Genomic DNA, 20,535 nt, shown 5'->3' with positions numbered 1-20,535 from the left:
GGTGTCCGAGTTTTACGATATGCTTTTTTTCTCGTTCGGCCGGTGACGTCCCGTGTGGCGACGTGTCGAACGAGTGGCTCTAGGCTCGCACGAGGTGCACGTGTTTGCAGTGGAAGAACTGGTGGTCTATCCTGCCCAAGGTGTGGGGAGGGTGGACCGCATTGAGACCAAGGAAATCGGCGGCGCCGCAGCCGAGTTTTACATCGTGCGCATCCTGTCCAACAACATCACGCTGATGGTGCCCGTGCGCAACGCTGGAACAGTCGGCCTGCGCCCCTTGTGCTCTGGCGATGAAGGCGCGGCCATACTGGAATCCCTGAAAGACCGCTCCACGTTCACCGGCTATTCCGGGCAGAACTGGAACCGCCGCTATCGTGAGTACTCGGAAAAGCTCAAGAGTGGCAATCTGGCCGATGTGGCATACGTGCTCAAGGAACTGCTGCTCATTGGACGGGACAAAGAACTTTCCTTTGGTGAACGCCGCCTCCTGGAACAAGCCATGGGGCTTTTGACCATGGAGCTTTCCTACGCCCTGGGAAGAGATCAGGAAGAACTGCGGCTGCATATTGAGGATTTGTTCCAGGATGTGCTCAAGCCTCAGGCGGAAAAACCGGGCGACAAATAGGCTTTCGAACCAACCAGCGGACAGTTTTCCATATTTTTCTTGCAAGCTGCCCGGATACGGGGTAATGTGACGATGGTTTTTTGGAATGGCGACCATCCTATGAATCGCGTTGCCTCCTTTCGCCTGCTTCTCGCCTGTTGCTTCCGTGCTTCTTCGCGTCATGCCGACAGGTTTTTCATTGATATCATGTAGCCCAGAGCCGTGAGCGGTGTTAGGCCGCCCCGGCCCCGTGCCGTGCGTCTGCCGCGACTGTTTGGCGTAACGCCGCACAGCAATCTGCCCGGGCCGGCGCCTGACATTTTTTTGCGACATACCACATAACAACTTCAGAGCGATTCGAGAGGCAGCATTCCCATTGGGCTCGGAATGTTGTGTGTACCTTTGCCTCTTGCGCTGTTGCGAATCATCCTGTACAGCATCATGACTTTGCCCGAAAAGTGTGTTTCATACGCCGAAATGGCAGTGCTCCGCATCTTTCCTCGGAGTTGCAGTTCCGCGTTGCATGATTCGACTCAACCACTTTGCGCACCACTTCCGTCATACATTTAATGCAAGTGTGCCCTATAGCCTCTTGCTTGTGCTCAGGCCTGCCTTGTTCTCTTGAAGCATCCCCCAGCACCTTTTTGTGAGAATTTTCACATGCAGCAGACCCCTTCTTCCGCCGCCGCTCCCCAATCCGCCGATCAATCCGTCGCTCCCCTCGCCGCGCAAGCTGCTCCTGTGCAGCCTGCGCCGGACTCCGCACCGGTTGCCGCCTCGGGAGATGGCGCTCCGGCACAGCCGGCCCCCGCTCCTGCGGAAAAACCCAAGGCCGCAGAAAGAAGGCAGTCTGCAGAAAAGGCCGCTCGCGCCGAGGCTGCGCACCCAGCCGAAAAGCCCCGGCCTGCCGAAAAAAATCTCCCCCCCGAAAAGCCGCAGCAGGCGGAAAAGACGCCACACGCCGAGAAACCGCCATTCAACGAGAAGGGCCAGGGCAACGAGCGAAACAACGACAAGGGCAACGCCCAGAACGCCTCGCCTGGCAATCAGGCGCCGGGCCAGACCCCGGCAGGGCATCCGGGAAAAAGCCACGGCCGCAAGCGCAACCGCAGCGCCCAGCACCAGCAGCAGCAGAACAACAACAGCGACAACGTCCTGCACCTCTCCGAGCTCAAGCTCAAGAGCATGACCGACCTCATGCTCCTCGCCGAGCAGTTCAATATCGAAAACCCAAGCTCCATGCGCAAACAGGAGCTTATCTTCGCCCTGCTCCAGAGCTGCGCCTCCCAGAACGGCGCCATTTACGGCGACGGCGTGCTGGAAATTCTCCCCGACGGTTTCGGCTTCCTGCGGTCCCCCATGTACAGCTACATGCCGGGCCCGGACGATATCTACGTCTCCCCTTCGCAGATTCGCCGCTTCTCCCTCCGCAAGGGAGATATCGTCTCCGGCCAGATTCGCCCCCCCAAGGAAGGCGAGCGCTACTTCGCCCTCTTGCGAGTAAGCGAAATCTGCCTGGAAGCGCCTGAAAAAGCTAAAAATATCGTCCTGTTTGACAACCTGACCCCCATTTATCCCGACCGCCGCTACATCATGGAAACCTCGGAGAGCAACTACTCCGGCCGGGTCGTGGATCTCCTCTCGCCCATTGGCTGCGGGCAGCGCGGGCTCATCGTCGCCCCGCCCCGCACCGGCAAGACCATGCTGCTGCAGTCCATCGCCAACTCCATCAACGCCAATCATCCCGACGTCTACCTCATCGTCCTGCTCATCGACGAACGTCCCGAGGAAGTGACGGACATGGAGCGCAATGTGCGCGCCGAGGTGGTTTCCTCCACCTTTGATGAGCCCCCCACCCGCCACGTCCAGGTGGCCGAGATGATCATGGAGAAGGCCAAGCGGCTCACCGAACGCAAGCGCGACGTGGTGGTCCTGCTGGACTCCATCACCCGCCTGGGCCGGGCTTACAACGCCGTCACCCCCTCCTCCGGCCGCGTCCTCTCCGGCGGCCTGGACGCCAACGCCCTGCAGCGGCCCAAACGCTTTTTTGGCGCCGCCCGTAACATTGAGGAAGGCGGCAGCCTGACCATCATCGCCACAGCACTCATCGATACGGGATCCCGAATGGATGAAGTGATTTTCGAGGAATTCAAAGGCACCGGCAACATGGAAATCTATCTGGATCGCCACATTGCCGAAAAGCGTATTTTCCCGGCCATCGACATCAACCGTTCCGGCACCCGCAAGGAAGAACTCCTGCTCCCCGACGAGGTGCTGAACCGGGTCTGGATCCTGCGCAAGGTGCTTGCCCCCATGAATTCCATGGATTCCATGGAGTTTCTGCTCTCCAAGATGCGCGGCACCAAGACCAACCGCGAGTTTTTGGATGTGATGAACCGCTAGACTGCAGCCTGCCTGCCGCGAGTACCCAAAGGAGCCCCCGCAAGGAGGCTCCTTTTTTTGTCCTGTCAGTTCGCCCGGATCAACCTGCGTCTGCGTGCCTTGCCGCATTGCCCTTTCTGTTCTCTCAGCCCCTCTCTGAATTCTCCTCAAAGGACTATCCGAATGTTGCAAATGAGGATATGAAGAGCAAAATGAAGGCGAGACCTCTGCACGGCCACCGCATATTTTCTCTTCAAATCCAGCATGATATCTGCTATTCTTCCTTCACCCCAAGGAGGATAACATGGCAGAGCGCAGCCCCAAGGCCCCGTTGCTTGGCGATTACTTCATGGCCCGGCGCAAGACCAAGCGCACCTTCCTGGACGACATTGACGCCCTCATCGACTGGCGGCCTATCCGTTCGTTTTTGAACAAGAAACTTACCCGCAAGGCCGACGCCGTGGGCAACCCCGCCTACCCGGCCCTGGCCATGTTCAAGATTCTGCTCCTGCAACGGTGGTACAATCTCAGCGACCCGGCCACCGAGCAGGCCCTCTACGACCGCCTCTCCTTCATCCGCTTCGTTGGTCTGTCCTTCGAGGGTGACGTCCCCGACGAAACCACCATCTGCCGATTTCGCAACGGCCTGATCAAGTTGAATATTCTCGATAAGCTTCTGGATCGCCTCAACGAGCAGCTCGAAGCCAAGGGCCTGCTCGTGCGTGAGGGGACCGTGGTCGACGCCTCGGTGGTCGAATCTGCCCGCCGCCCGCGCAAAATCATCGACATCCTGCCCGAGGATCGCGCGGAGGAGGCCGAACAGCAACCTGCATCCCCTGCGAAATCAGACTGTTCGGTCAAGGTCAGCTTTTCAGACGATGCCGACGCGGCCTGGCTCAAGAAGGGGCGTCGCTGTCATTACGGCTACAAAATCCACGCCGCCACCGATGCTCGCGACGGCTTCTTCCTCGGCGGCCACGCCACCTCGGCCAACCGGTCAGACATGCGCGAGTTCGAAACGCTGCTCGATGAAATCCATGTTATTCCAGGGACCTATGTCTATGGCGACAAGGGGTATTCCAGCGGCGCCAACCGCGACGCGCTGCTGGCCCGCGGCCTCAAGGACGCCACCATGGACAAGGCCACCCGCCACGCGCCGCTCACGGCCTATGAACGATTGCGCAACCGGCTCATCAGCAGCGTGCGCTGCGGCGTGGAGCGGGTGTTCGGGACCTGGAAACGCGGCTACGGCCTGGCCCGGGCGCGCTATCTGGGCCTGAAAAAGGTCTGCGCCGAGCTGTATCTGGTGGGAATGGCCTTCAATTTGAAGAAAGCCGTGCGGTTGATGGGCACTTGAGGGGCTGGTGCGTCCAAAATTTGGAAGGAATGATGAAAATGAGGGAAAAATGATGAAAACGATGACAGATTAGACCAAAATCAGAGGCCGAGAGGGCCATTTCCTCGGCGAAGAGTCGTTCGGGTGGTGTTGTGCAGAGGTCTCGAAGGCATGGTGAACTGCTGCACTGGTGTCACACTTTTTGAATTGGTAACACTTGCAATGTACTTTTTCAGTTGTTGTATACAGCAAGGTTCTTGTTCTGACATTCACAAGCAGAGTAGCCGGGCTTTGGCTGAAAAACATTGACACAGCAAATTGCAGGGCGTAGAGGAAGAATCTAACATGTTACGAGAACATGCATTTTCAACATTCTTCTTGCGCTTCATGCAGCTGGGCTGTGCCCCAATGACGATGCGCGGCGTCTTCATCTGAGTACGGAACTCCGGTCTTTGCTGTCGCATGTTCCGCTCCGCGCAGGCAGGCCCTGACTGACCTTAACCAGCGGGTGTGTGTGTCCGAACGGACCTTAGAACTAGAGAGGACGGAGGGTACGTAAATGAAGTGTTATATTGGTCGTGGCAAGGACCAGGTCGAGGAACGGCTGGAGCGCCGGGGCGTATCGCGCCGCGACTTCATGAAGTTCTGCACGGCCGTGGCCGTCGCCATGGGCATGGGTCCTGCCTTTGCCCCCAAGGTTGCCGAGGCGCTGACTGCCAAAAAGCGCCCCAGCGTCGTGTACCTGCACAATGCTGAATGCACCGGGTGCAGCGAGTCCGTGCTGCGGACCGTCGATCCGTACATCGACGAACTGATTCTCGACGTCATCTCCATGGATTACCACGAAACGCTCATGGCCGGCGCTGGCCATGCCGTGGAAGAAGCGCTGCACGAAGCCATCAAGGGCGAATTCGTCTGCGTTATCGAAGGTGGCATTCCCATGGGCGACGGCGGCTACTGGGGCAAGGTGGCCGGCCGCAACATGTACGACATCTGCGCGGAAGTGGCCCCCAAGGCCAAGGCTGTCATCGCCATTGGCACCTGCGCCACCTACGGCGGCGTGCAGGCGGCCAAGCCGAACCCCACGGGCACCGTGGGCGTGAACGAAGCCCTGGGCAAGCTGGGCGTGAAAGCCATCAACATTTCCGGCTGCCCGCCGAACCCCATGAACTTTGTGGGCACCGTGGTGCATCTGCTGACCAAGGGCATGCCCGAGCTGGACAAGCAGGGCCGGCCGGTGATGTTCTTTGGTGAAACCGTGCACGACAACTGCCCTCGTCTCAAGCATTTCGAAGCCGGTGAATTCGCGCCTTCCTTCGGCTCCCCTGAAGCCAAGAAGGGTTTCTGCCTCTATGAGCTGGGCTGCAAGGGTCCTGATACGTACAACAACTGCCCCAAGCAGCTCTTCAACCAGGTCAGCTGGCCGGTCCAGGCCGGGCACCCCTGCATTGCCTGCAGCGAGCCCAACTTCTGGGATCTGTACTCGCCGTTCTACAGCGCCTAGTCGGCAGACGGCCAAGCTCATCGAGCATTAGCCAGGAACTTCGTTTCGCACAGGAGAAGACCCGATGTCTGAAATCCAAGGCAACAAGATCGTCGTCGATCCCATTACCCGGATCGAAGGCCATCTTCGCATTGAAGTGGAAGTGGAAGGCGGCAAAGTCAAGAATGCCTGGAGCATGTCCACGCTGTTCCGCGGGCTGGAAATGATCCTCAAGGGCCGTGACCCCCGTGACGCCCAGCACTTCACCCAGCGCGCCTGCGGCGTGTGCACCTATGTGCATGCCCTGGCCTCCACCCGCGCGGTGGACAACGCCGTGGGCGTGAAAATCCCTGCCAACGCCTCGCTCATGCGCAACATCGTCATGGGCGCGCAGTACATGCATGACCACCTCGTGCATTTCTACCACCTGCATGCGCTGGACTGGGTGAACGTTGCCAACGCCCTGAATGCCGATCCGGCCAAGGCTGCCCGTCTGGCCAGTGATCTCTCCCCCCGCAAGACCACCACGGAAAGCCTCAAGGCTGTGCAGGACAAGGTCAAGGCCCTGGTGGAAAGCGGCCAGCTGGGCATCTTCACCAACGCCTACTTCCTTGGCGGCCATCCGGCCTACGTGCTGCCGCCCGAAGTGGATCTGATTGCCACGGCGCACTACCTGGAAGCCCTGCGGGTGCAGGTCAAGGCGGCCCGGGCCATGGCCATCTTTGGCGCCAAGAACCCCCACACGCAGTTCACCGTGGCCGGTGGTTGCACCAACTACGATTCGCTCAAGCCCGAGCGCATCGCCGAGTTCCGCAAGCTGTACAAGGAAGTCCGCGAGTTCATCGAACAGGTGTACATCACCGACCTGCTCGCCGTGGCCGGCTTCTACAAGAACTGGGGCGGCATCGGCAAAACGTCCAACTTCCTCACTTGCGGCGAATTCCCCACCGACGAGTACGATCTGAACTCGCGCTACACCCCGCAGGGTGTGATCTGGGGCAACGACCTCAGCAAGGTGGATGACTTCAACCCCGACCTCATCGCCGAACACGTCAAGCACTCCTGGTACGAAGGCGCGGAAGCGCACCACCCGTACAAGGGCGTCACCAAGCCCAAGTGGACGGAATTCCACGGCGAAGATCGCTACTCCTGGATGAAGGCCCCCCGCTACAAGGGCGAAGCCTTCGAAGTGGGCCCGTTGGCCTCCGTGCTGGTGGCCTATGCCAAGAAGCACGAACCCACGGTCAAGGCTGTGGATCTGGTGCTCAAGACCCTGGGTGTGGGCCCCGAAGCCCTGTTCTCCACCCTGGGCCGCACCGCCGCCCGCGGCATCCAGTGCCTCACCGCCGCTCAGGAAGTGGAAAAGTGGGTGGACGCCCTGGAAGCCAACGTCAAGGCTGGCAAGGACGACCTGTACACCGACTGGCAGTACCCCAGCGAGTCCCAGGGCGTGGGCTTCGTCAACGCCCCCCGCGGCATGCTCTCCCACTGGATCGTCCAGAAGGGCGGCAAGATCGAGAACTTCCAGCTCGTGGTGCCCTCCACCTGGAACCTCGGCCCCCGTTGCGCCGAAGGCAAGCTCTCCGCCGTGGAGCAGGCCCTCATCGGCACGCCCATTGCCGACCCCAAGCGCCCCGTGGAAATCCTGCGCACCGTGCACTCCTACGACCCCTGCATCGCCTGCGGCGTGCATGTGATCGATCCGGAGTCCAACCAGGTGCACAAGTTCCGCGTCCTGTAATTCAGGGGCATCACACAAAAACTCAGGAGCCCGGTCTTCCCGCCGGGCTCCTGATGTCTTATCAAGGTCTGCATGTCCAACGACTCTCCCCGCATCCTGCTTCTGGGCGTCGGCAACATCCTGTACACCGACGAAGGCCTGGGTGTGCGCCTGGTGGAGCACCTTGAGGCGCACTACGACTTTTCCGAAAACGTCACCCTCATGGATGGCGGCACCCTCGGCACGCGCCTGATGGGCCCGATCATGGAGAGCGACGTGCTCATCGTCCTGGACGCGGTGCTTGGCGGCGACGAACCCGGCGCCATCTACCGCCTGACCGGCGACGACCTGCGCAAGAGCCTCGCCTTCAAGAATTCCATGCACCAGACGGATCTGGTCGATACGCTCATCCTCTGCAAACTGACCGGCCACTGCCCCGAAGCCCTGGTTATCGGCATGGAACCCTTTGATTACGAAACCATGCACCCCGAGCTCTCCCCCCTGGCCCAGGAGCGCCTGCCCCTCATGGCCGGGGTGGCCCTCAAGGAACTCGTCGTCCAGGGCGGCCAGTACACGCCCAAAGCGTAGCCCCCGGTCCCAACAAGGAGCATCCGCATGTGCCTCGCCATTCCTGCCCGTATCGAAACCATTGAAAACGGCGTGGCCTCCTGCCGCGTGGGTGATAGCGATACCTTTGTCAAAGCCTCGCTCCTGCTGCTTGACGGCCAGGTGGAAACCGGCGACTACTTGGTTGTCCACGCGGGCTTTGCCCTGCGCAAGATGGACGTCAAGGAAGCCGAAGAATCCTTGCAGGTCATGCGGGACATGGCCGCAGTCATGAATGGTGGCGAGGTGAACTTCTAGCAGGAGCTGTCCTGCATGCGCTTTTCCACCCTGCTCATTCCCTCGCGCACCCCGCCAGACCCAGCGCCCCTGCGGCTCTTCGTCTATGGCACGCTCAAGCGCGGCTGCTACGGGTTTGAGCAGTACTGCCAGGGCTGCTGCAGTCTGCAGCCGGCGGCGGTCCGCGGCCGGGTGGTTGATCGGCCTGAGGGCTACCCCACCCTGTTCATCCCGCCAGAAGACGTGCTGGCCATCGGCAGCGAGGATATCCTGCGGGATCTGGCGCTCCCCTGGCGGTACGAGCCGGTACAGGCCGCCTCGTTTCCTGCCCTGGAGCCTCCCTGGCGATTTGTGCTGGGGGAGGTTCTGGAATTCAAGGACCCTGAATCCCGCCTGCGCGTATTCGACGAATTCGAAGATTTTTTGCCTGATGACAAAAGCTGCTACTGCCGTGTGCTGGCTCCGGTGATCACCGGAAAAACCGTCTCCGCCGCATGGTTGTATGCCTCGCCCCACTCTCCCAGGTTCCAGCAGGATCACGGCTGCCAGACCGGCGGCGGCTAATTTGCGCCGTGCGGACTTGACTTCCGCGCCCGTCTGATCAATCAATCCCTGTTCAACGGCTGTTCCTGCCGATCGCCCTCCAAGCAAAGGACGCACTGTTCCATGAGCGACTACAAGAAGACGCTCCACCTGCCCCAGACCTCCTTCCCCATGAAGGCCAACCTCACCCAGCGCGAGCCGCAAACCCTCGCTTTCTGGGAAAAGGAAGCCATCGCCAAGACCATGGTGGAGACCAATGCCGACCGCGGCGCCTTCATCCTGCATGACGGCCCCCCCTATGCCAACGGCAATATTCACCTGGGCACGGCCCTGAATAAAATACTGAAGGATATTATCGTCAAGTCCCGCAACATGCAGGGATTTGCCGCCCGTTACGTTCCCGGATGGGACTGCCACGGCCTGCCCATCGAACACAAGGTGGCCCAGGAGCTTGGCGAGAAGTTTGCCCAGCTGCCGCCCGTGGCCGTGCGCAAGCGCTGCCGGGATTACGCCACCAAATGGCTGAACACCCAGCGCAAGGAATTCAAGCGCCTGGGCGTGCTTGGCGACTGGGACCACCCCTACCAGACCATGGACCCGGCCTATGAGGCCGCCACGGCCCGCGAGCTGGGCCGGTTCATGGAAAAGAATTCCGTGTTCCGCAGCAAAAAGCCCGTGCACTGGTGCTGCAGCTGCCAGACGGCCCTGGCCGAGGCCGAGGTGGAATACAAGGACCACACCTCCCCCTCCATTTACGTGGCCTTTCCCCTGCCGGACGCCAGACTGGCCGCCATCTTCCCCCAGGCCGACACCGCCCGGGCCCACGTGGTCATCTGGACCACCACCCCCTGGACCCTGCCGGACAACATGGCCGTGGCCCTGCATCCGGACCATGAATACGCCCTGGTGGAAGCCGACGGCAGGCAGTTTGTCCTGGCGGAATATTTCGTCCCCGGCCTGGCCGACAAATTCGGCTGGAAGGAATGGAAGATCCTGGCCAAGACTCCCGGGGCCTCCCTGGAAGGCCTGATTGCCCGGCATCCCTTCTTTGACCGGCCCTCGCCCATCGTTCTGGCCGACTACGTGACCCTGGACGCCGGCACCGGCTGCGTGCACACCGCTCCGGGCCACGGCCGCGAGGACTACGAAACCGGCCTCAAGTACGGCCTGGAGATCCTCTCCCCCCTGGACGATGCCGGGCGCTTCATGGATTCCGTGGACCAGATGGCCGGCCTGACCGTTTTTCAGGCCAATCCCAAGGTCATCGAAATCCTGACCGCGAACGGCCGACTGCTTGGTTCCGAAAAAATTGCCCACAGCTACCCGCACTGCTGGCGCTGCAAGGAGCCGGTCATCTTCCGGGCCACCACCCAGTGGTTTGTCTCCATGGCCGCCAATGCCCTGCGCGAGAAGGCCCTCAAGGCCATTCGCGAGGACGTGCAATGGATTCCCGCCTGGGGCGAGGACCGCATCTTCAACATGATCGAAAACCGGCCGGACTGGTGCATCTCCCGCCAGCGCATGTGGGGCGTGCCCATTGTGGCCCTGCGCTGCACGGCCTGTGACGAGGCCTGGTTCGAGGCGGACTGGGTCTACAAGATGGTCGAGCGCTTTGCCAAACACCCCCGCGGCTGCGACGACTGGTTCGAAGCGCCCCTGGAGGAGATCATCCCGGCCCACAAGGCCACCTGCAGCTGCGGCGGGCAGTGGAAAAAGGAAACCGACATCCTGGATGTCTGGTTCGACTCGGGCTCCAGTTTCGCCGCCGTGCTCAAGGAACGGCCGGAGCTCAGCCTGCCCGCGGATCTGTACCTGGAGGGCTCGGACCAGCACCGCGGCTGGTTCCACTCCTCCCTGCTCATCGCCGTGGGCAACGAGGGTGCGCCGCCCTACAAGGCCGTGCTCACCCACGGGTACGTGGTGGATGGCGAAGGCCGTAAGATGAGCAAAAGCATCGGCAACGTGGTGGCGCCCCAGGAAATCATCGACAAGTTCGGCGCGGAAATCCTGCGTCTGTGGGTCGCTTCCGTGGATTATACGGAAGATGTCCGCATTTCCGACGCCATCCTGAGCGGCGTGGTGGATGGCTACCGCCGCATCCGCAATACCTGCCGGTTCCTGCTGGGCAACCTCTTCGACTTTACGCCTGAAGACGCCCTGGCCTACGACGACCTGCTGCCCTACGACCGCTTCGCCCTGGATCAGGCCCTGCGCCTGCACGCCGAAATCCAGGCAGCCTATGATCGCTATGAATTCCACAAGGTCTACCACGCCCTGTACAACTACTGCGTGACCGACCTTTCGGCCCTGTATCTGGACATCGCCAAGGACCGGCTCTACGTCGAAGGCAAGGCCAGCCGCGAGCGGCGCTCCTGTCAGACCGTGCTCTGGCGCGTGCTCATGCTCATGCTGCAGAACATGGCCCCCATCCTCTCCTTTACGGCCGAGGAGGTCTTTGGCCATTTGCCCGCGGCCCTCAAGCCCGATCTGCCCTCCGTGCTCTGCCTGGGCGTGGAGCGGGAAGCGCCGGGCATGGACGAGGCCCTGCGGGAACGCTGGGGCCAGGTGCTGGCCATGCGTGCGGCCATCGTGGCAGCCATGGAACCCCTGCGCAAGTCCGGCGAGGTGGGGCACTCTCTCTCGGGGCAGGCCGTCATCTACATTGACGAAGACCTGCAGACCTCGCTCAGGGAAACCTCCGCGGATCTGCGGGAGCTGTGCATCCTCTCCCGCGTGGAAGTGCTTGCCCTGGAGCAGGCCCCGGCAGAAGCCCTGGCCACGGAACTGGGCGGCATGAAGCTCACCGTGGGGCCGGCCGCGGGTGGCAAGTGCGAGCGCTGCTGGATTGTGACGCCGGAAGTGTCGGCATCCAACGAGCTGTGCCCCCGCTGCGCCCGCGTGGTGGCTGACAACCCGCCCCAGGGAGCCTAACCGCGTGACCATTGTCCAGGAACGTCGGCTGTGCTTTCTGCTGGCGATGGCCGTGCTCGTGGCGGACCAGCTCAGCAAGTGGTGGATTTCCAGCACGCTCGCGTTGTGGACGGACCGCATCCCGGTCATCCCCGGCTGGTTTGATCTGGTCCACTACCTGAACAAGGGCGCGGCCTTCGGCTTTTTGAATGATGCGGAAGGCGGCTGGGGCACGGTGCTGTTCGCCTGCATCTCCCTGGCCGCCCTGGCCCTGCTTGGCTTTGGCATCTGGCGGGAAAAGGGGTTGTTCCCCGGTGGTGGCCTGCGTGTGCGCCTGGGGCTGGCCCTCATTCTGGGCGGCACGGCGGGCAACCTGCTGGACCGCCTGCGCCTGGGTGCGGTGGTGGATTTTCTGGACGTCTATTACAACAACTGGCACTGGCCGGCCTTCAACGTGGCCGACAGCGCCATCAGCGTCGGCGCGGTAAGCCTGGTCCTGCTGGTGGGCTTCACGAATCCCGACCCTGCCAAGCCTGGCAGAAACCCCAAGGATGCTGCATGAACATTCCCCTGCTGGAATGGTTTTCCACTCTGCCGCCTGAAAAACGACTGTTCTATGCCACCGTCCTGACGCTTCCGCTGCTTGCGAATTTTCTGGCGATCTGGCACGCGTACCAGAGGCGATTCAGCACCCCGCTGGAAAAGCTCATCTGGCTCGGCATCGGCTTGTTGCTGCCGTTTCTCGGCGGCCTGCCATACTGGTTCATCGGGGCTTGGCGCGGCTGCAAGAAATCCTGTACGCCGGGCGCCCCCGGAGACGCCGGCGGCAGCGCGGGCAGTTCGCCCACCCCCGACTAACTCATCCATCTCCATGGAGTGACTTCTCATGTCCCATTCGAAGCGTCGCACCATGACCACCATGACGGCTCTGGCCCTCGCTGGTCTGAGCCTGGCTTCCTGCACCGGCAAGGAAATCGACGCCCTCAATGCGCGCGTGGCCGCCCTTGAGCAGCGTATGAATAACATTGAGGAAATCCGCCCCAATCAGGCCAACCTGAGCGCTGAGCTGGATGTGTTGCGCGCGGACGTGAACAGCCTGCGCGGCAAAATGGACGACTTTGACCGCCGTTTCAAGGCCCCGCCGCTGGATACGCTGCCGGCATACGCTCCGCCGCCCAACGCCACAGCCCCCCTGCTCACGCCTTCCCAGGCCCAGGAACTCGGCGTTCCGCCAACGGCGCCCGGCATGCAGCCCGCGTCGGGCATGTCGCCTGTGCCGGGCATGCCCGGCGCGGTGCCGCCGCGCAACCAGGTGGTGACCGAAGGCGATGAACCGGCCCCGGCTCCCGGTGCCGATGCGGCGCAGAGCATGTACAACGAGGCCCGCGCCCAGTTCAATGCCCGCAACTACCAGGCCGCCCAGGCCATGTGGGAACAGTTCGCCAACACGCACCCCAACCATGAACTGACCTCCAATGCCATCTTCTGGCAGGGTGAGGCCTACTTTCAGCTCAAGGAATACCCCAAGGCCATTCTGGCCTATCAGGAAATCATTGGCAAATACCCGGACAGCGCCAAGGCGGCCTCGGCCTACCTGAAGCAGGGCATTGCCTTTATTCAGATCGGCAAGCTCAAGGCCGGCCAGGTGCAGCTGCAGCACGTCATCCACAAGTATCCCAACACCCCGGAAGCCAAGCGGGCCATGGAATACTTGAAGAGCCCCAACTAAAGAACCCACCAGACCCCCGCCTGCCTCAGGCAGGCGGTTCGGGACCACCACTATGATGGCAGATTGTTTGAAAGGCATCCGCAAGATCGTCATCCTCACCTTCCCTCCGGAGGTGTCGGGCAATCCTGTGGTGTGCGTCATTTCCAAAAAGTTCGATATCTCCTTCAGCATCCTGCAGGCGCAGATCACTCCACGCAAGGAAGGGCACATGACCCTGGAGCTCTGCGGGCCCGAAGACAACTTCAAGGAGGCCATGGCCTACCTGAAGGAACAGGGGGTGCGCATCACTCCGGCCGCGGAAACCATCTCCCGGGATGACGATTCCTGCGTCCACTGCGGCATGTGCACGGCCATCTGCCCCAACGAAAGCCTGACCCTGGATCTGCTGACCCGCCGCGTGGTGTTCGACCTTGAACGCTGCACCGCCTGCGGCATGTGCACCCGTATCTGTCCCGTGCGGGCCATGCACGCAGAGGTGGATGTGGAACAGCTGCGCTGAACAGCAAACCAACAGGACGCCTATGGAACCCCGACCAGAGCCCCGCATGCCCCCTCATGCGGACGCCAGCCAGCAGGACCGCCGCGAGTTCGCCCGCACCCCGGTGCAAATGACCGCCTGGTGCCGTCCGCTGGAGCATGAAGACTCTCCCCTGCGGCTCCAGGAAGAGTGGGCCCTGGCGGGGCCGGAAATCCCGGCCCAGGAGGCCCTGGAAAAAGCCCGCCTGCCGGAAGGACTGGCCGGCTTTCTGCTGCATCTGGATGCCAAGCTGGACGCATTGCTGGGCTTTCTGTTACACGACAAGCTGGCGCGCAGCTTTTCCGGGACCTTGCGGGTCCTGGAGCTCTCCGGCAGCGGCGTGCAGGCCCAATCCACGCAGCCCCTGGCTTCTGGGACACTGCTGGAAGTGGCCATCCTCCTGCAGCATGCCCCGGTGCGAATGGCCGGCGCCGTGGCCCGGGTGGTACGCGAGGAACCGGCCCCTCCGCACGCGGCAGAAGACGGCAAGGTGTATTCCATTGAATTTGTCCGCATCCAGGAATCTGCCCTGGAGGCCATTGTTCAATTTGTGTTCCACGAAGAACGCAAGCGGCTGCGCGAGCGCTCGCGCGACCGCTGAACCTGCAGGAGCGCATGATGACCCCCGCTGATCCGCTCTCCCAACAAGACATGCTCCAAAGCGCCATGGACTCCCTGACCCGCCAGGTGGTGGAGGGGCTGACAAAAAATCTGACCGAAGCCCTGGAGCAGGAGCTGACCCGCAGCCTCTCCCAGTCCCTGGTGGAAAGCGAATTCTATCGCCGCATCTCTCGGGACATGCGCAGCGGCCTGCAGGAAATCTATCAGGAAATCTCCCGGGCCACCCGGCCGGAAAGCCACGTGGAGGGCGAGCCCGTCCAGCAGGCCGAGCAGCTCTTCATGGAAGCCTCCCGCCAGCTGGACGACATCCTGCAGACCACCGAACAAGCCACTGAAGAGATCATGGACGTGGTGGAAAAACACATGACCCTGCAGGAAGAGGCCAAGAACATGCTGGCCAAGCTGCGCAAGACCCGCAAGGCCAACGAAGACATCATGAAGCTCATTGACATCAACAACGAGCTTGGCGAGAATCTGATCAAGATTATGACCTCGCTCTCCTTCCAGGACCTGACCGGCCAGCGCATCAAGCGGATCATCTCGGCCCTCAAACGTATCGAATCCACCACCTTTGATCTGTACGTCTCCACGGGCATGTCCATCAAGGCCAGGGAAGAAGCACCTTCCAAGGACCTGGAAACCATTGTGCAGGAATCCAAGGCCAAGGCCAGCCAGCTCAAGGGACCGCAAATGGACTCCAGCCAGAGCGGCGTGGACGATCTGCTCAAGCAACTCGGCCTGTAACTCCGGGCCGCGGCACGCAGCTGTGCCAGCCGTCGCCCCGTACGAGGTGTTTTCATGGAAAGCCAAGCCAATTCCGTTCCGCACCTGCCACTGATCATCGTCGGCGCAGGGCCGGCCGGACTTTCCGCAGCCATCTATACCAGCCGCGCCTCCATTCCGACCATCGTCCTCGGCTGCCAGCCCAAGATTGCCGGGGACTATGACATCGACAATTACTTCGGCTTCCCCGAAACCATCTCTGGCCAGGCCCTCATCGAACGCGGCATCGAACAGGCCAAACGCTTCGGGACGGTCATGTCCTGCGAAAAAGTCCTGGCAATCCACAGCATGCCCGAAGGCTGCTTCGAGGTGGTCTCCAACGTCACCACCCGCACCTGCTGCGCCGTGATCCTGGCCACGGGAGTCTCCCGCATGCGGCCCGGCATCAGCAACCTGGGCGACTACGAAGGCAAGGGCGTCTCCTGGTGCGTCAGCTGCGATGGCTTCTTTTACAAAAACCGCCCCGTGGCCGTGCTGGGCGAGGGCATCTTCGCCGCCAACCAGGCCCTGGAACTGCTGACCTACACGCCGGACGTGCGCATCATCACCCAGGGCAAGCCCCTGGCCATCACCCCGGATTTCCAGGACCGGCTCAACGCCGCCGGCATCACGGTGCTGGAACAGAAAGTCGAACGCCTGGAGGGCGACAACGCCCTCTCCCGCCTGGTCTTTGCCGACGGCCAGACCCTGGATGCGGACGGGCTCTTCGTGGCCATGGGCGAGGCCTCCTCCCTGGACTTTGCCCGGGCCCTGGGCGTGACGGTGCAGAACAACTTCGTGGAAGTGGATGCCAGGTACCAGACCAATATCCCTGGCGTGTTCGCCGCGGGAGACTGCACGGGCGGCTTTTTGCAGATCAGCGTGTCTGTGGGCGAAGGGGCCGTGGCCGGCAAAAGCGCCATCGACTATATCAAGGCCAACACCCCGCACCTGCTCCCCAAACGCGGCGCCTGAAGCCTCAGCCCGCAGCGCATTTGCGATTTGACAACCACTCTGCCTTGGGGTATTTTACTACGTTGCAGTACAGTTCGGCAGGCTCCCGCCGCTGCGATGCTTCAACGCGGCGGGGTGGATTGGATGACAGACAACGGGTGATGGGCCTATAGCTCAGTTGGCAGAGCTGCCGGCTCATAACCGGCTGGTCCCAGGTTCGAATCCTGGTAGGCCCACCAGCAGGACAGGCGTTGCATACAAACATGTTCCTCTCCCAATCAGTTTGCGCCCCCCGGAAGACCACGCGGACCGCACGGGCCGCAGGCCACGGGGGTGGTGCAGCAGAGCGCAAGGGCGCTTCGGGCACACGTGTGTCGGGAGCGCCCTCATCATTTTCCGCCCCGGGCTGCGCTGAAGGAGAACGCCATGCTGGTTGCTGATCTCATTGCCTGCATCGAGGCGGTGGCCCCCCTGGCCGGGGCCTGCTCCTGGGACACCAGCGGCGTGCAGGTCACCTCGCCCCGCACCACTGTTTCCCGTCTGGCGGTGATGCTGGATGCCACCCCGGCCCAGGTGCAGACCGCCCTGGCCTGGGGCGCCGAGGCCATCCTGGCCCATCATCCCCTGGCCCTCAAGCCCCGCTTTCTGAACGTCCCGGATGCTTATTTCTCCATTATCCGCAGCCTGCTGCAGGCGGATTGCTGGTGCTATGCCGCCCACACCAGCCTGGACGCCCGGCCCGAGGGCCCGGCCGGCTGGCTGGCCCGCGAACTGGACCTGCGCGAGCTGGCCATTCTAGAGCCCACCCTGGCCGATGGCAGTGCCGGCATTGGCTGCCTGGGCCAGCTGCCCCAGCCGCTGCCCTGGGCCGAATTCCTCGGCCGCCTGGCTGCCCTGCTTCCCCGGACCTGCATCCGCAGGTGTGGCCCGGAACCCGAAACCGTGACCCGGGTGGGGTATTGCGGTGGTTCCGGCGCTTCGCTGGCCGATCTGGCCTTTGCCCGTGGGGCACAGGTGTTCATCACCGGCGACGTGAAATACCACACTGCCCTGGACACGGCCGCCTCGGCTGCCGGATGCCTGGTGGATGTAGGCCATTTTTCCATTGAAGAAGAAATGATGCGCCGCTTTGCCTTGCTGCTGGCGGAACATGTACCGCCGGCAGCCGGGTTGGCCGTCCGGTTTTTCCCTGGCCAAGACCCTTTCCATACTGTTCACCCCGGCCCCAGCGCCGTTTCCTAAAGACGCGCCACGTGAAGGAGAGCCCTCCATGAGCCTGTATCTCAAACAGATTGAACAACTTGTCGCCCTGCAGCGGGTGGATTCCGAAATCATCGCCATCAAAAAGGGCATGGAAGCAGCCCCTCTGGAGGTGGAGGCGCTGCGCGAGGAATTCGCCAAGTTGCAAGCCGCCAAGGGCCAGATCGAAGAGAAGATGCAGTATCTGCTGGAGCAGGCCAAACGGCTGGATGTGGAGATTACCGACGATTCGCTGAAGATCAAAAAGTCCAAGAACAAGCTCATGATGGCATCCAACACCAAGGAATACCACGCCATGATGCGCGAGATGGACAACATGGAAAAGCAGAATCGCATGCGCGAGGAAGAGCGCGCCACCCTGGAAGAAGAGCTGATCCGCCAGCGCACCGCCGAGGCGGCCATCAACGAAGAGCTCCAGAAATTCGAAGCCCAGCTGGAGGAAAAATCCGCCAGCCTGAACGCCCGCACCGAAGACGCTCAGCTCCGGCTGGGCCAGCTGGCCCGGGACCGCAAGCAAGCCGGCCAGAGCGTGCCGCCGCCCGTGCTTTCCCGCTATGAGTTCATCCGCTCCCGGCTTTCCGCGCCGGTTATCGTGCCCGTGGCTGCCGGGGTCTGCTCGGGCTGCCATATCATGATCCCCCCCCAGAGCTTCATTGAGTTGCAGAAGGGCACTCAGATTCTTTCCTGCCCCAACTGCCAGCGGCTCATCTACTGGTGCGAACACTTCCAGACCGAAGAGGAAGCCGCCGCAGCCGCGGCTGCCGAGGAAGAAGGCCGCGACGTGTAGCCCTGTTGCGGGCCACCACGACGACATTATGTTGATACTTGGGGAGTCGGACGGGTCGTCGCCGCGGCAAGGGTTCTCGGACCCATTGCCGGGGAGGAAAGTCCGGGCTCCGCAGGGCAGGACGCTGGGTAACCCCCAGAGGGAGCGATCCCTGGACAGCGCCACAGAAAGCAAACCGCCCGCCGCGTGCGGGTAAGGGTGAAACGGTGGGGTAAGAGCCCACCAGACGCCGCGGCGACGCGGCGTGCTCGGCATACCCCGTCCGGAGCAAGACCAAATAGGGGGACGCTTGAGGCTGGCCCGGCCGAAGTCCCCGGGTAGGTTGCTTGAGACGCGTCGTGAGGCGCGCCCTAGAGGAATGACGACCACCCCCGCCTCCCTCGGGACCGCGGGGGAACAGAACCCGGCTTACAGGCCGGCTCCCCTTTCTTTATTCATCCACGTTTTGCAGTCCGTTGCGGGAGGGCCCTCCTCCCGCCCGGCTGCCGGGGAAGGCATGTCCATCTGGTGCATCATCCTGGCCGCCGGCGGCGGCACCCGGCTACAGGCCGCCACAGGTGGCCGGGCCAAGCAGTTTCTGGAACTCGACGGCCGGCCCCTCTACTGGCGTTCGGCCCTGACCATGCGCGGCCTGCCCGAAATCGCCGGGCTGGTCTTCGTGGCTCCTGAGGCGAACCTTCCCGAAATGGACGCAGAAATCCGCCAGCTGTGGGTGGATGACGCCCTGAACCTGCCCTGGCGCCTCGTCGCCGGCGGGGTGCGACGGCAGGACAGCGTTCGTCACGGCCTGGCCGCGCTGCCCGAGGACTGCGACCAGGTGCTCGTCCACGACAGCGCCCGCCCCTTCGCCTCGGCCGCCCTGGTCCGCCGGCTGCTGGAGGCGCTCAGGCCCGGGGGCCAACTCGGGCTCGGGGTCCAGGCGGTCATTCCCGGCCTGCCGGTCACGGACACCATCAAAACCGTGGAGGCAGATACCGTCCTGCACACCCTGGACCGCGCCACCCTGCGCGCCGTGCAGACACCCCAGGCCTTTGCCCTGCCCCTGCTGCGCGAGGCCCACGCCCGCGCCCAGGCCGAAGGCTGGGAGGCCACGGACGACGCCTCCCTCATCGAACGCCTGGGCCAGCCTGTCTGTCTCGTCCCTGGCGAGGAGACAAACGTGAAGATCACCACCCCCCGGGATCTGGCCCTGCTCCAGCCCGCGCAGCAGGCCCTGCTGCCCCTGAGCGGCTGGGGCTACGACGTGCACAAATACGGCGACGCCGACGATCCCAAGGCCCGGCCCATGAAGCTGGGCGGCGTGCCCATCCCCAAGGCTCCATCCATCCTGGCCCATTCCGATGGCGATGTCCTGCTGCACGCCCTGACGGACGCCCTGGCCGGCCTGATCTGCGCCGGGGACATCGGCACGCGCTTCCCGGACTCCAATCCTGCATTCGAAGGAATGAATTCAGCCATCTTCCTGCACGAGATGCTCCACGACGTCTGGGCCGCGGACGTGATGCTGACCCACGCGGACCTGACCATCATCGCCCAGATCCCGAAAATTGGCCCGTATCGTGAGGCCATTCGCAAGAATGTGGCCCTGCTGCTCAAGCTCGATCCCGCCCAGGTGAACGTCAAGGCCACCACGGAAGAAGGCCTGGGCTTTACCGGGGAAAAGAAGGGCATCAAGGCCGTGGCCCTTGTCAGCGCTGTCAGAGCCCTGCAGGCGGGGCGGCCGCACGAGACGGAAGAGCCATCGTCCTAAGCGCAGGGCTTGCAAGCGGCCGCGGCATGGAGTAGTCCCAGCAAACCATTCCTTGGTCTGGCACTCCAGACATCACGATGGAGGGAGTATGTACGGCTATTTTTCGCGCAGTCCACGGTCTGTTCAGACAACCATCCCCTGCGAACGCTGCGAGCAGCCCCTCTCGGCCCAGCGCGGCTGCCAGGAAGTGACCCTGCGCTGCGCCGGCTGCGGGGCCCAGTACCCCCTGACCAAATATTCCCAGCGCATGGATGAAGCCCTGGAACAATTCCTGGAAAATGTGTACTGTGATCGCATGTAGCGGCAGCCGCACCCTCGGGCCATTTCACGACCT

General features: G+C 62.5%; 20 protein-coding genes, 1 tRNA gene and 1 other RNA gene. All 22 read left to right on the top strand.

Annotation, left to right across the window (positions count from 1 at the left end):
• Positions 1–100 precede the first annotated feature (100 nt).
• Positions 101–625 carry a CarD family transcriptional regulator gene (locus ACYQ00_RS10730; protein ID WP_460032112.1) on the top strand — a complete coding sequence of 175 codons (525 nt, stop codon included), beginning with the start codon at positions 101–103 and terminating at the stop codon, positions 623–625.
• Positions 626–1,759: 1,134 nt separating this feature from the next.
• Positions 1,760–3,007 (top strand): transcription termination factor Rho, encoded by a 1,248-nt coding sequence (rho, locus tag ACYQ00_RS10725; protein ID WP_460032514.1) that lies wholly within the window; start codon positions 1,760–1,762, stop codon positions 3,005–3,007.
• 283 nt (positions 3,008–3,290) lie between these two features.
• Positions 3,291–4,343, top strand: a complete 1,053-nt coding sequence (locus tag ACYQ00_RS10720; RefSeq protein ID WP_460030289.1) for an IS5 family transposase — start codon at positions 3,291–3,293, stop codon at positions 4,341–4,343.
• Positions 4,344–4,881: 538 nt separating this feature from the next.
• Positions 4,882–5,826 carry a hydrogenase small subunit gene (locus tag ACYQ00_RS10715; protein ID WP_460032111.1) on the top strand — a complete coding sequence of 315 codons (945 nt, stop codon included), beginning with the start codon at positions 4,882–4,884 and terminating at the stop codon, positions 5,824–5,826.
• Positions 5,827–5,890: 64 nt separating this feature from the next.
• Positions 5,891–7,546, top strand: coding sequence for a nickel-dependent hydrogenase large subunit (locus ACYQ00_RS10710; protein WP_460032110.1), 1,656 nt, complete (start codon positions 5,891–5,893; stop codon positions 7,544–7,546).
• A gap of 72 nt (positions 7,547–7,618) precedes the next feature.
• Complete coding sequence (locus tag ACYQ00_RS10705) at positions 7,619–8,113, top strand: HyaD/HybD family hydrogenase maturation endopeptidase (protein ID WP_460032109.1); 495 nt, start codon at positions 7,619–7,621, stop codon at positions 8,111–8,113.
• Positions 8,114–8,140: 27 nt separating this feature from the next.
• On the top strand, positions 8,141–8,389 hold the full coding sequence (locus ACYQ00_RS10700) for a HypC/HybG/HupF family hydrogenase formation chaperone (RefSeq protein ID WP_460032108.1): 249 nt from the start codon (positions 8,141–8,143) through the stop codon (positions 8,387–8,389).
• 15 nt (positions 8,390–8,404) lie between these two features.
• Entirely contained in the window at positions 8,405–8,932 is a 528-nt protein-coding gene (locus tag ACYQ00_RS10695) for a gamma-glutamylcyclotransferase (RefSeq protein ID WP_460032107.1), read from the top strand.
• 102 nt (positions 8,933–9,034) lie between these two features.
• The gene (ileS, locus tag ACYQ00_RS10690) at positions 9,035–11,842 is read left to right on the top strand and encodes an isoleucine--tRNA ligase (protein WP_460032106.1); all 2,808 of its coding nucleotides are present in this window, start codon (positions 9,035–9,037) and stop codon (positions 11,840–11,842) included.
• Between the two features lie 4 nt (positions 11,843–11,846).
• Positions 11,847–12,383, top strand: a complete 537-nt coding sequence (gene lspA / locus ACYQ00_RS10685; RefSeq protein ID WP_460032105.1) for a signal peptidase II — start codon at positions 11,847–11,849, stop codon at positions 12,381–12,383.
• Positions 12,380–12,679 carry a PLDc N-terminal domain-containing protein gene (locus ACYQ00_RS10680; RefSeq protein ID WP_460032104.1) on the top strand — a complete coding sequence of 100 codons (300 nt, stop codon included), beginning with the start codon at positions 12,380–12,382 and terminating at the stop codon, positions 12,677–12,679. Before lspA ends, ACYQ00_RS10680 begins: the two co-directional genes overlap by 4 nt.
• 28 nt (positions 12,680–12,707) lie before the next feature.
• Complete coding sequence (gene ybgF, locus ACYQ00_RS10675) at positions 12,708–13,550, top strand: tol-pal system protein YbgF (protein ID WP_460032103.1); 843 nt, start codon at positions 12,708–12,710, stop codon at positions 13,548–13,550.
• A 55-nt stretch (positions 13,551–13,605) separates the two neighbouring features.
• Positions 13,606–14,049, top strand: a complete 444-nt coding sequence (locus ACYQ00_RS10670) for an NIL domain-containing protein (protein ID WP_460032513.1) — start codon at positions 13,606–13,608, stop codon at positions 14,047–14,049.
• Between the two features lie 46 nt (positions 14,050–14,095).
• On the top strand, positions 14,096–14,668 hold the full coding sequence (locus ACYQ00_RS10665; RefSeq protein WP_460032102.1) for a PilZ domain-containing protein: 573 nt from the start codon (positions 14,096–14,098) through the stop codon (positions 14,666–14,668).
• Positions 14,669–14,682: 14 nt separating this feature from the next.
• The gene (locus ACYQ00_RS10660; protein ID WP_460032101.1) at positions 14,683–15,432 is read left to right on the top strand and encodes a protein phosphatase CheZ; all 750 of its coding nucleotides are present in this window, start codon (positions 14,683–14,685) and stop codon (positions 15,430–15,432) included.
• 54 nt (positions 15,433–15,486) lie between these two features.
• A complete protein-coding gene (locus tag ACYQ00_RS10655; RefSeq protein WP_460032100.1) occupies positions 15,487–16,425 on the top strand; it encodes an NAD(P)/FAD-dependent oxidoreductase in 939 nt (312 codons plus the stop codon).
• A gap of 142 nt (positions 16,426–16,567) precedes the next feature.
• Positions 16,568–16,643: transfer RNA gene (locus ACYQ00_RS10650), tRNA-Ile, on the top strand.
• Between the two features lie 187 nt (positions 16,644–16,830).
• The gene (locus ACYQ00_RS10645; RefSeq protein WP_460032099.1) at positions 16,831–17,646 is read left to right on the top strand and encodes a Nif3-like dinuclear metal center hexameric protein; all 816 of its coding nucleotides are present in this window, start codon (positions 16,831–16,833) and stop codon (positions 17,644–17,646) included.
• A 28-nt stretch (positions 17,647–17,674) separates the two neighbouring features.
• Complete coding sequence (locus ACYQ00_RS10640) at positions 17,675–18,451, top strand: zinc ribbon domain-containing protein (RefSeq protein WP_460032098.1); 777 nt, start codon at positions 17,675–17,677, stop codon at positions 18,449–18,451.
• 42 nt (positions 18,452–18,493) lie between these two features.
• An RNA gene (rnpB, locus tag ACYQ00_RS10635) (RNase P RNA component class A) lies at positions 18,494–18,878 on the top strand.
• 69 nt (positions 18,879–18,947) lie between these two features.
• The gene (gene ispD, locus ACYQ00_RS10630) at positions 18,948–20,201 is read left to right on the top strand and encodes a 2-C-methyl-D-erythritol 4-phosphate cytidylyltransferase (protein ID WP_460032097.1); all 1,254 of its coding nucleotides are present in this window, start codon (positions 18,948–18,950) and stop codon (positions 20,199–20,201) included.
• Between the two features lie 88 nt (positions 20,202–20,289).
• Positions 20,290–20,502 carry a dual CXXC motif small (seleno)protein gene (locus ACYQ00_RS10625; protein ID WP_460032096.1) on the top strand — a complete coding sequence of 71 codons (213 nt, stop codon included), beginning with the start codon at positions 20,290–20,292 and terminating at the stop codon, positions 20,500–20,502.
• Positions 20,503–20,535 lie beyond the last annotated feature (33 nt).

This window comes from Megalodesulfovibrio paquesii, from assembly GCF_054653055.1.
The sequence above is the reverse complement of the archived record's forward strand: the minus strand, read 5'-3'. Positions and strand labels throughout refer to the sequence as shown.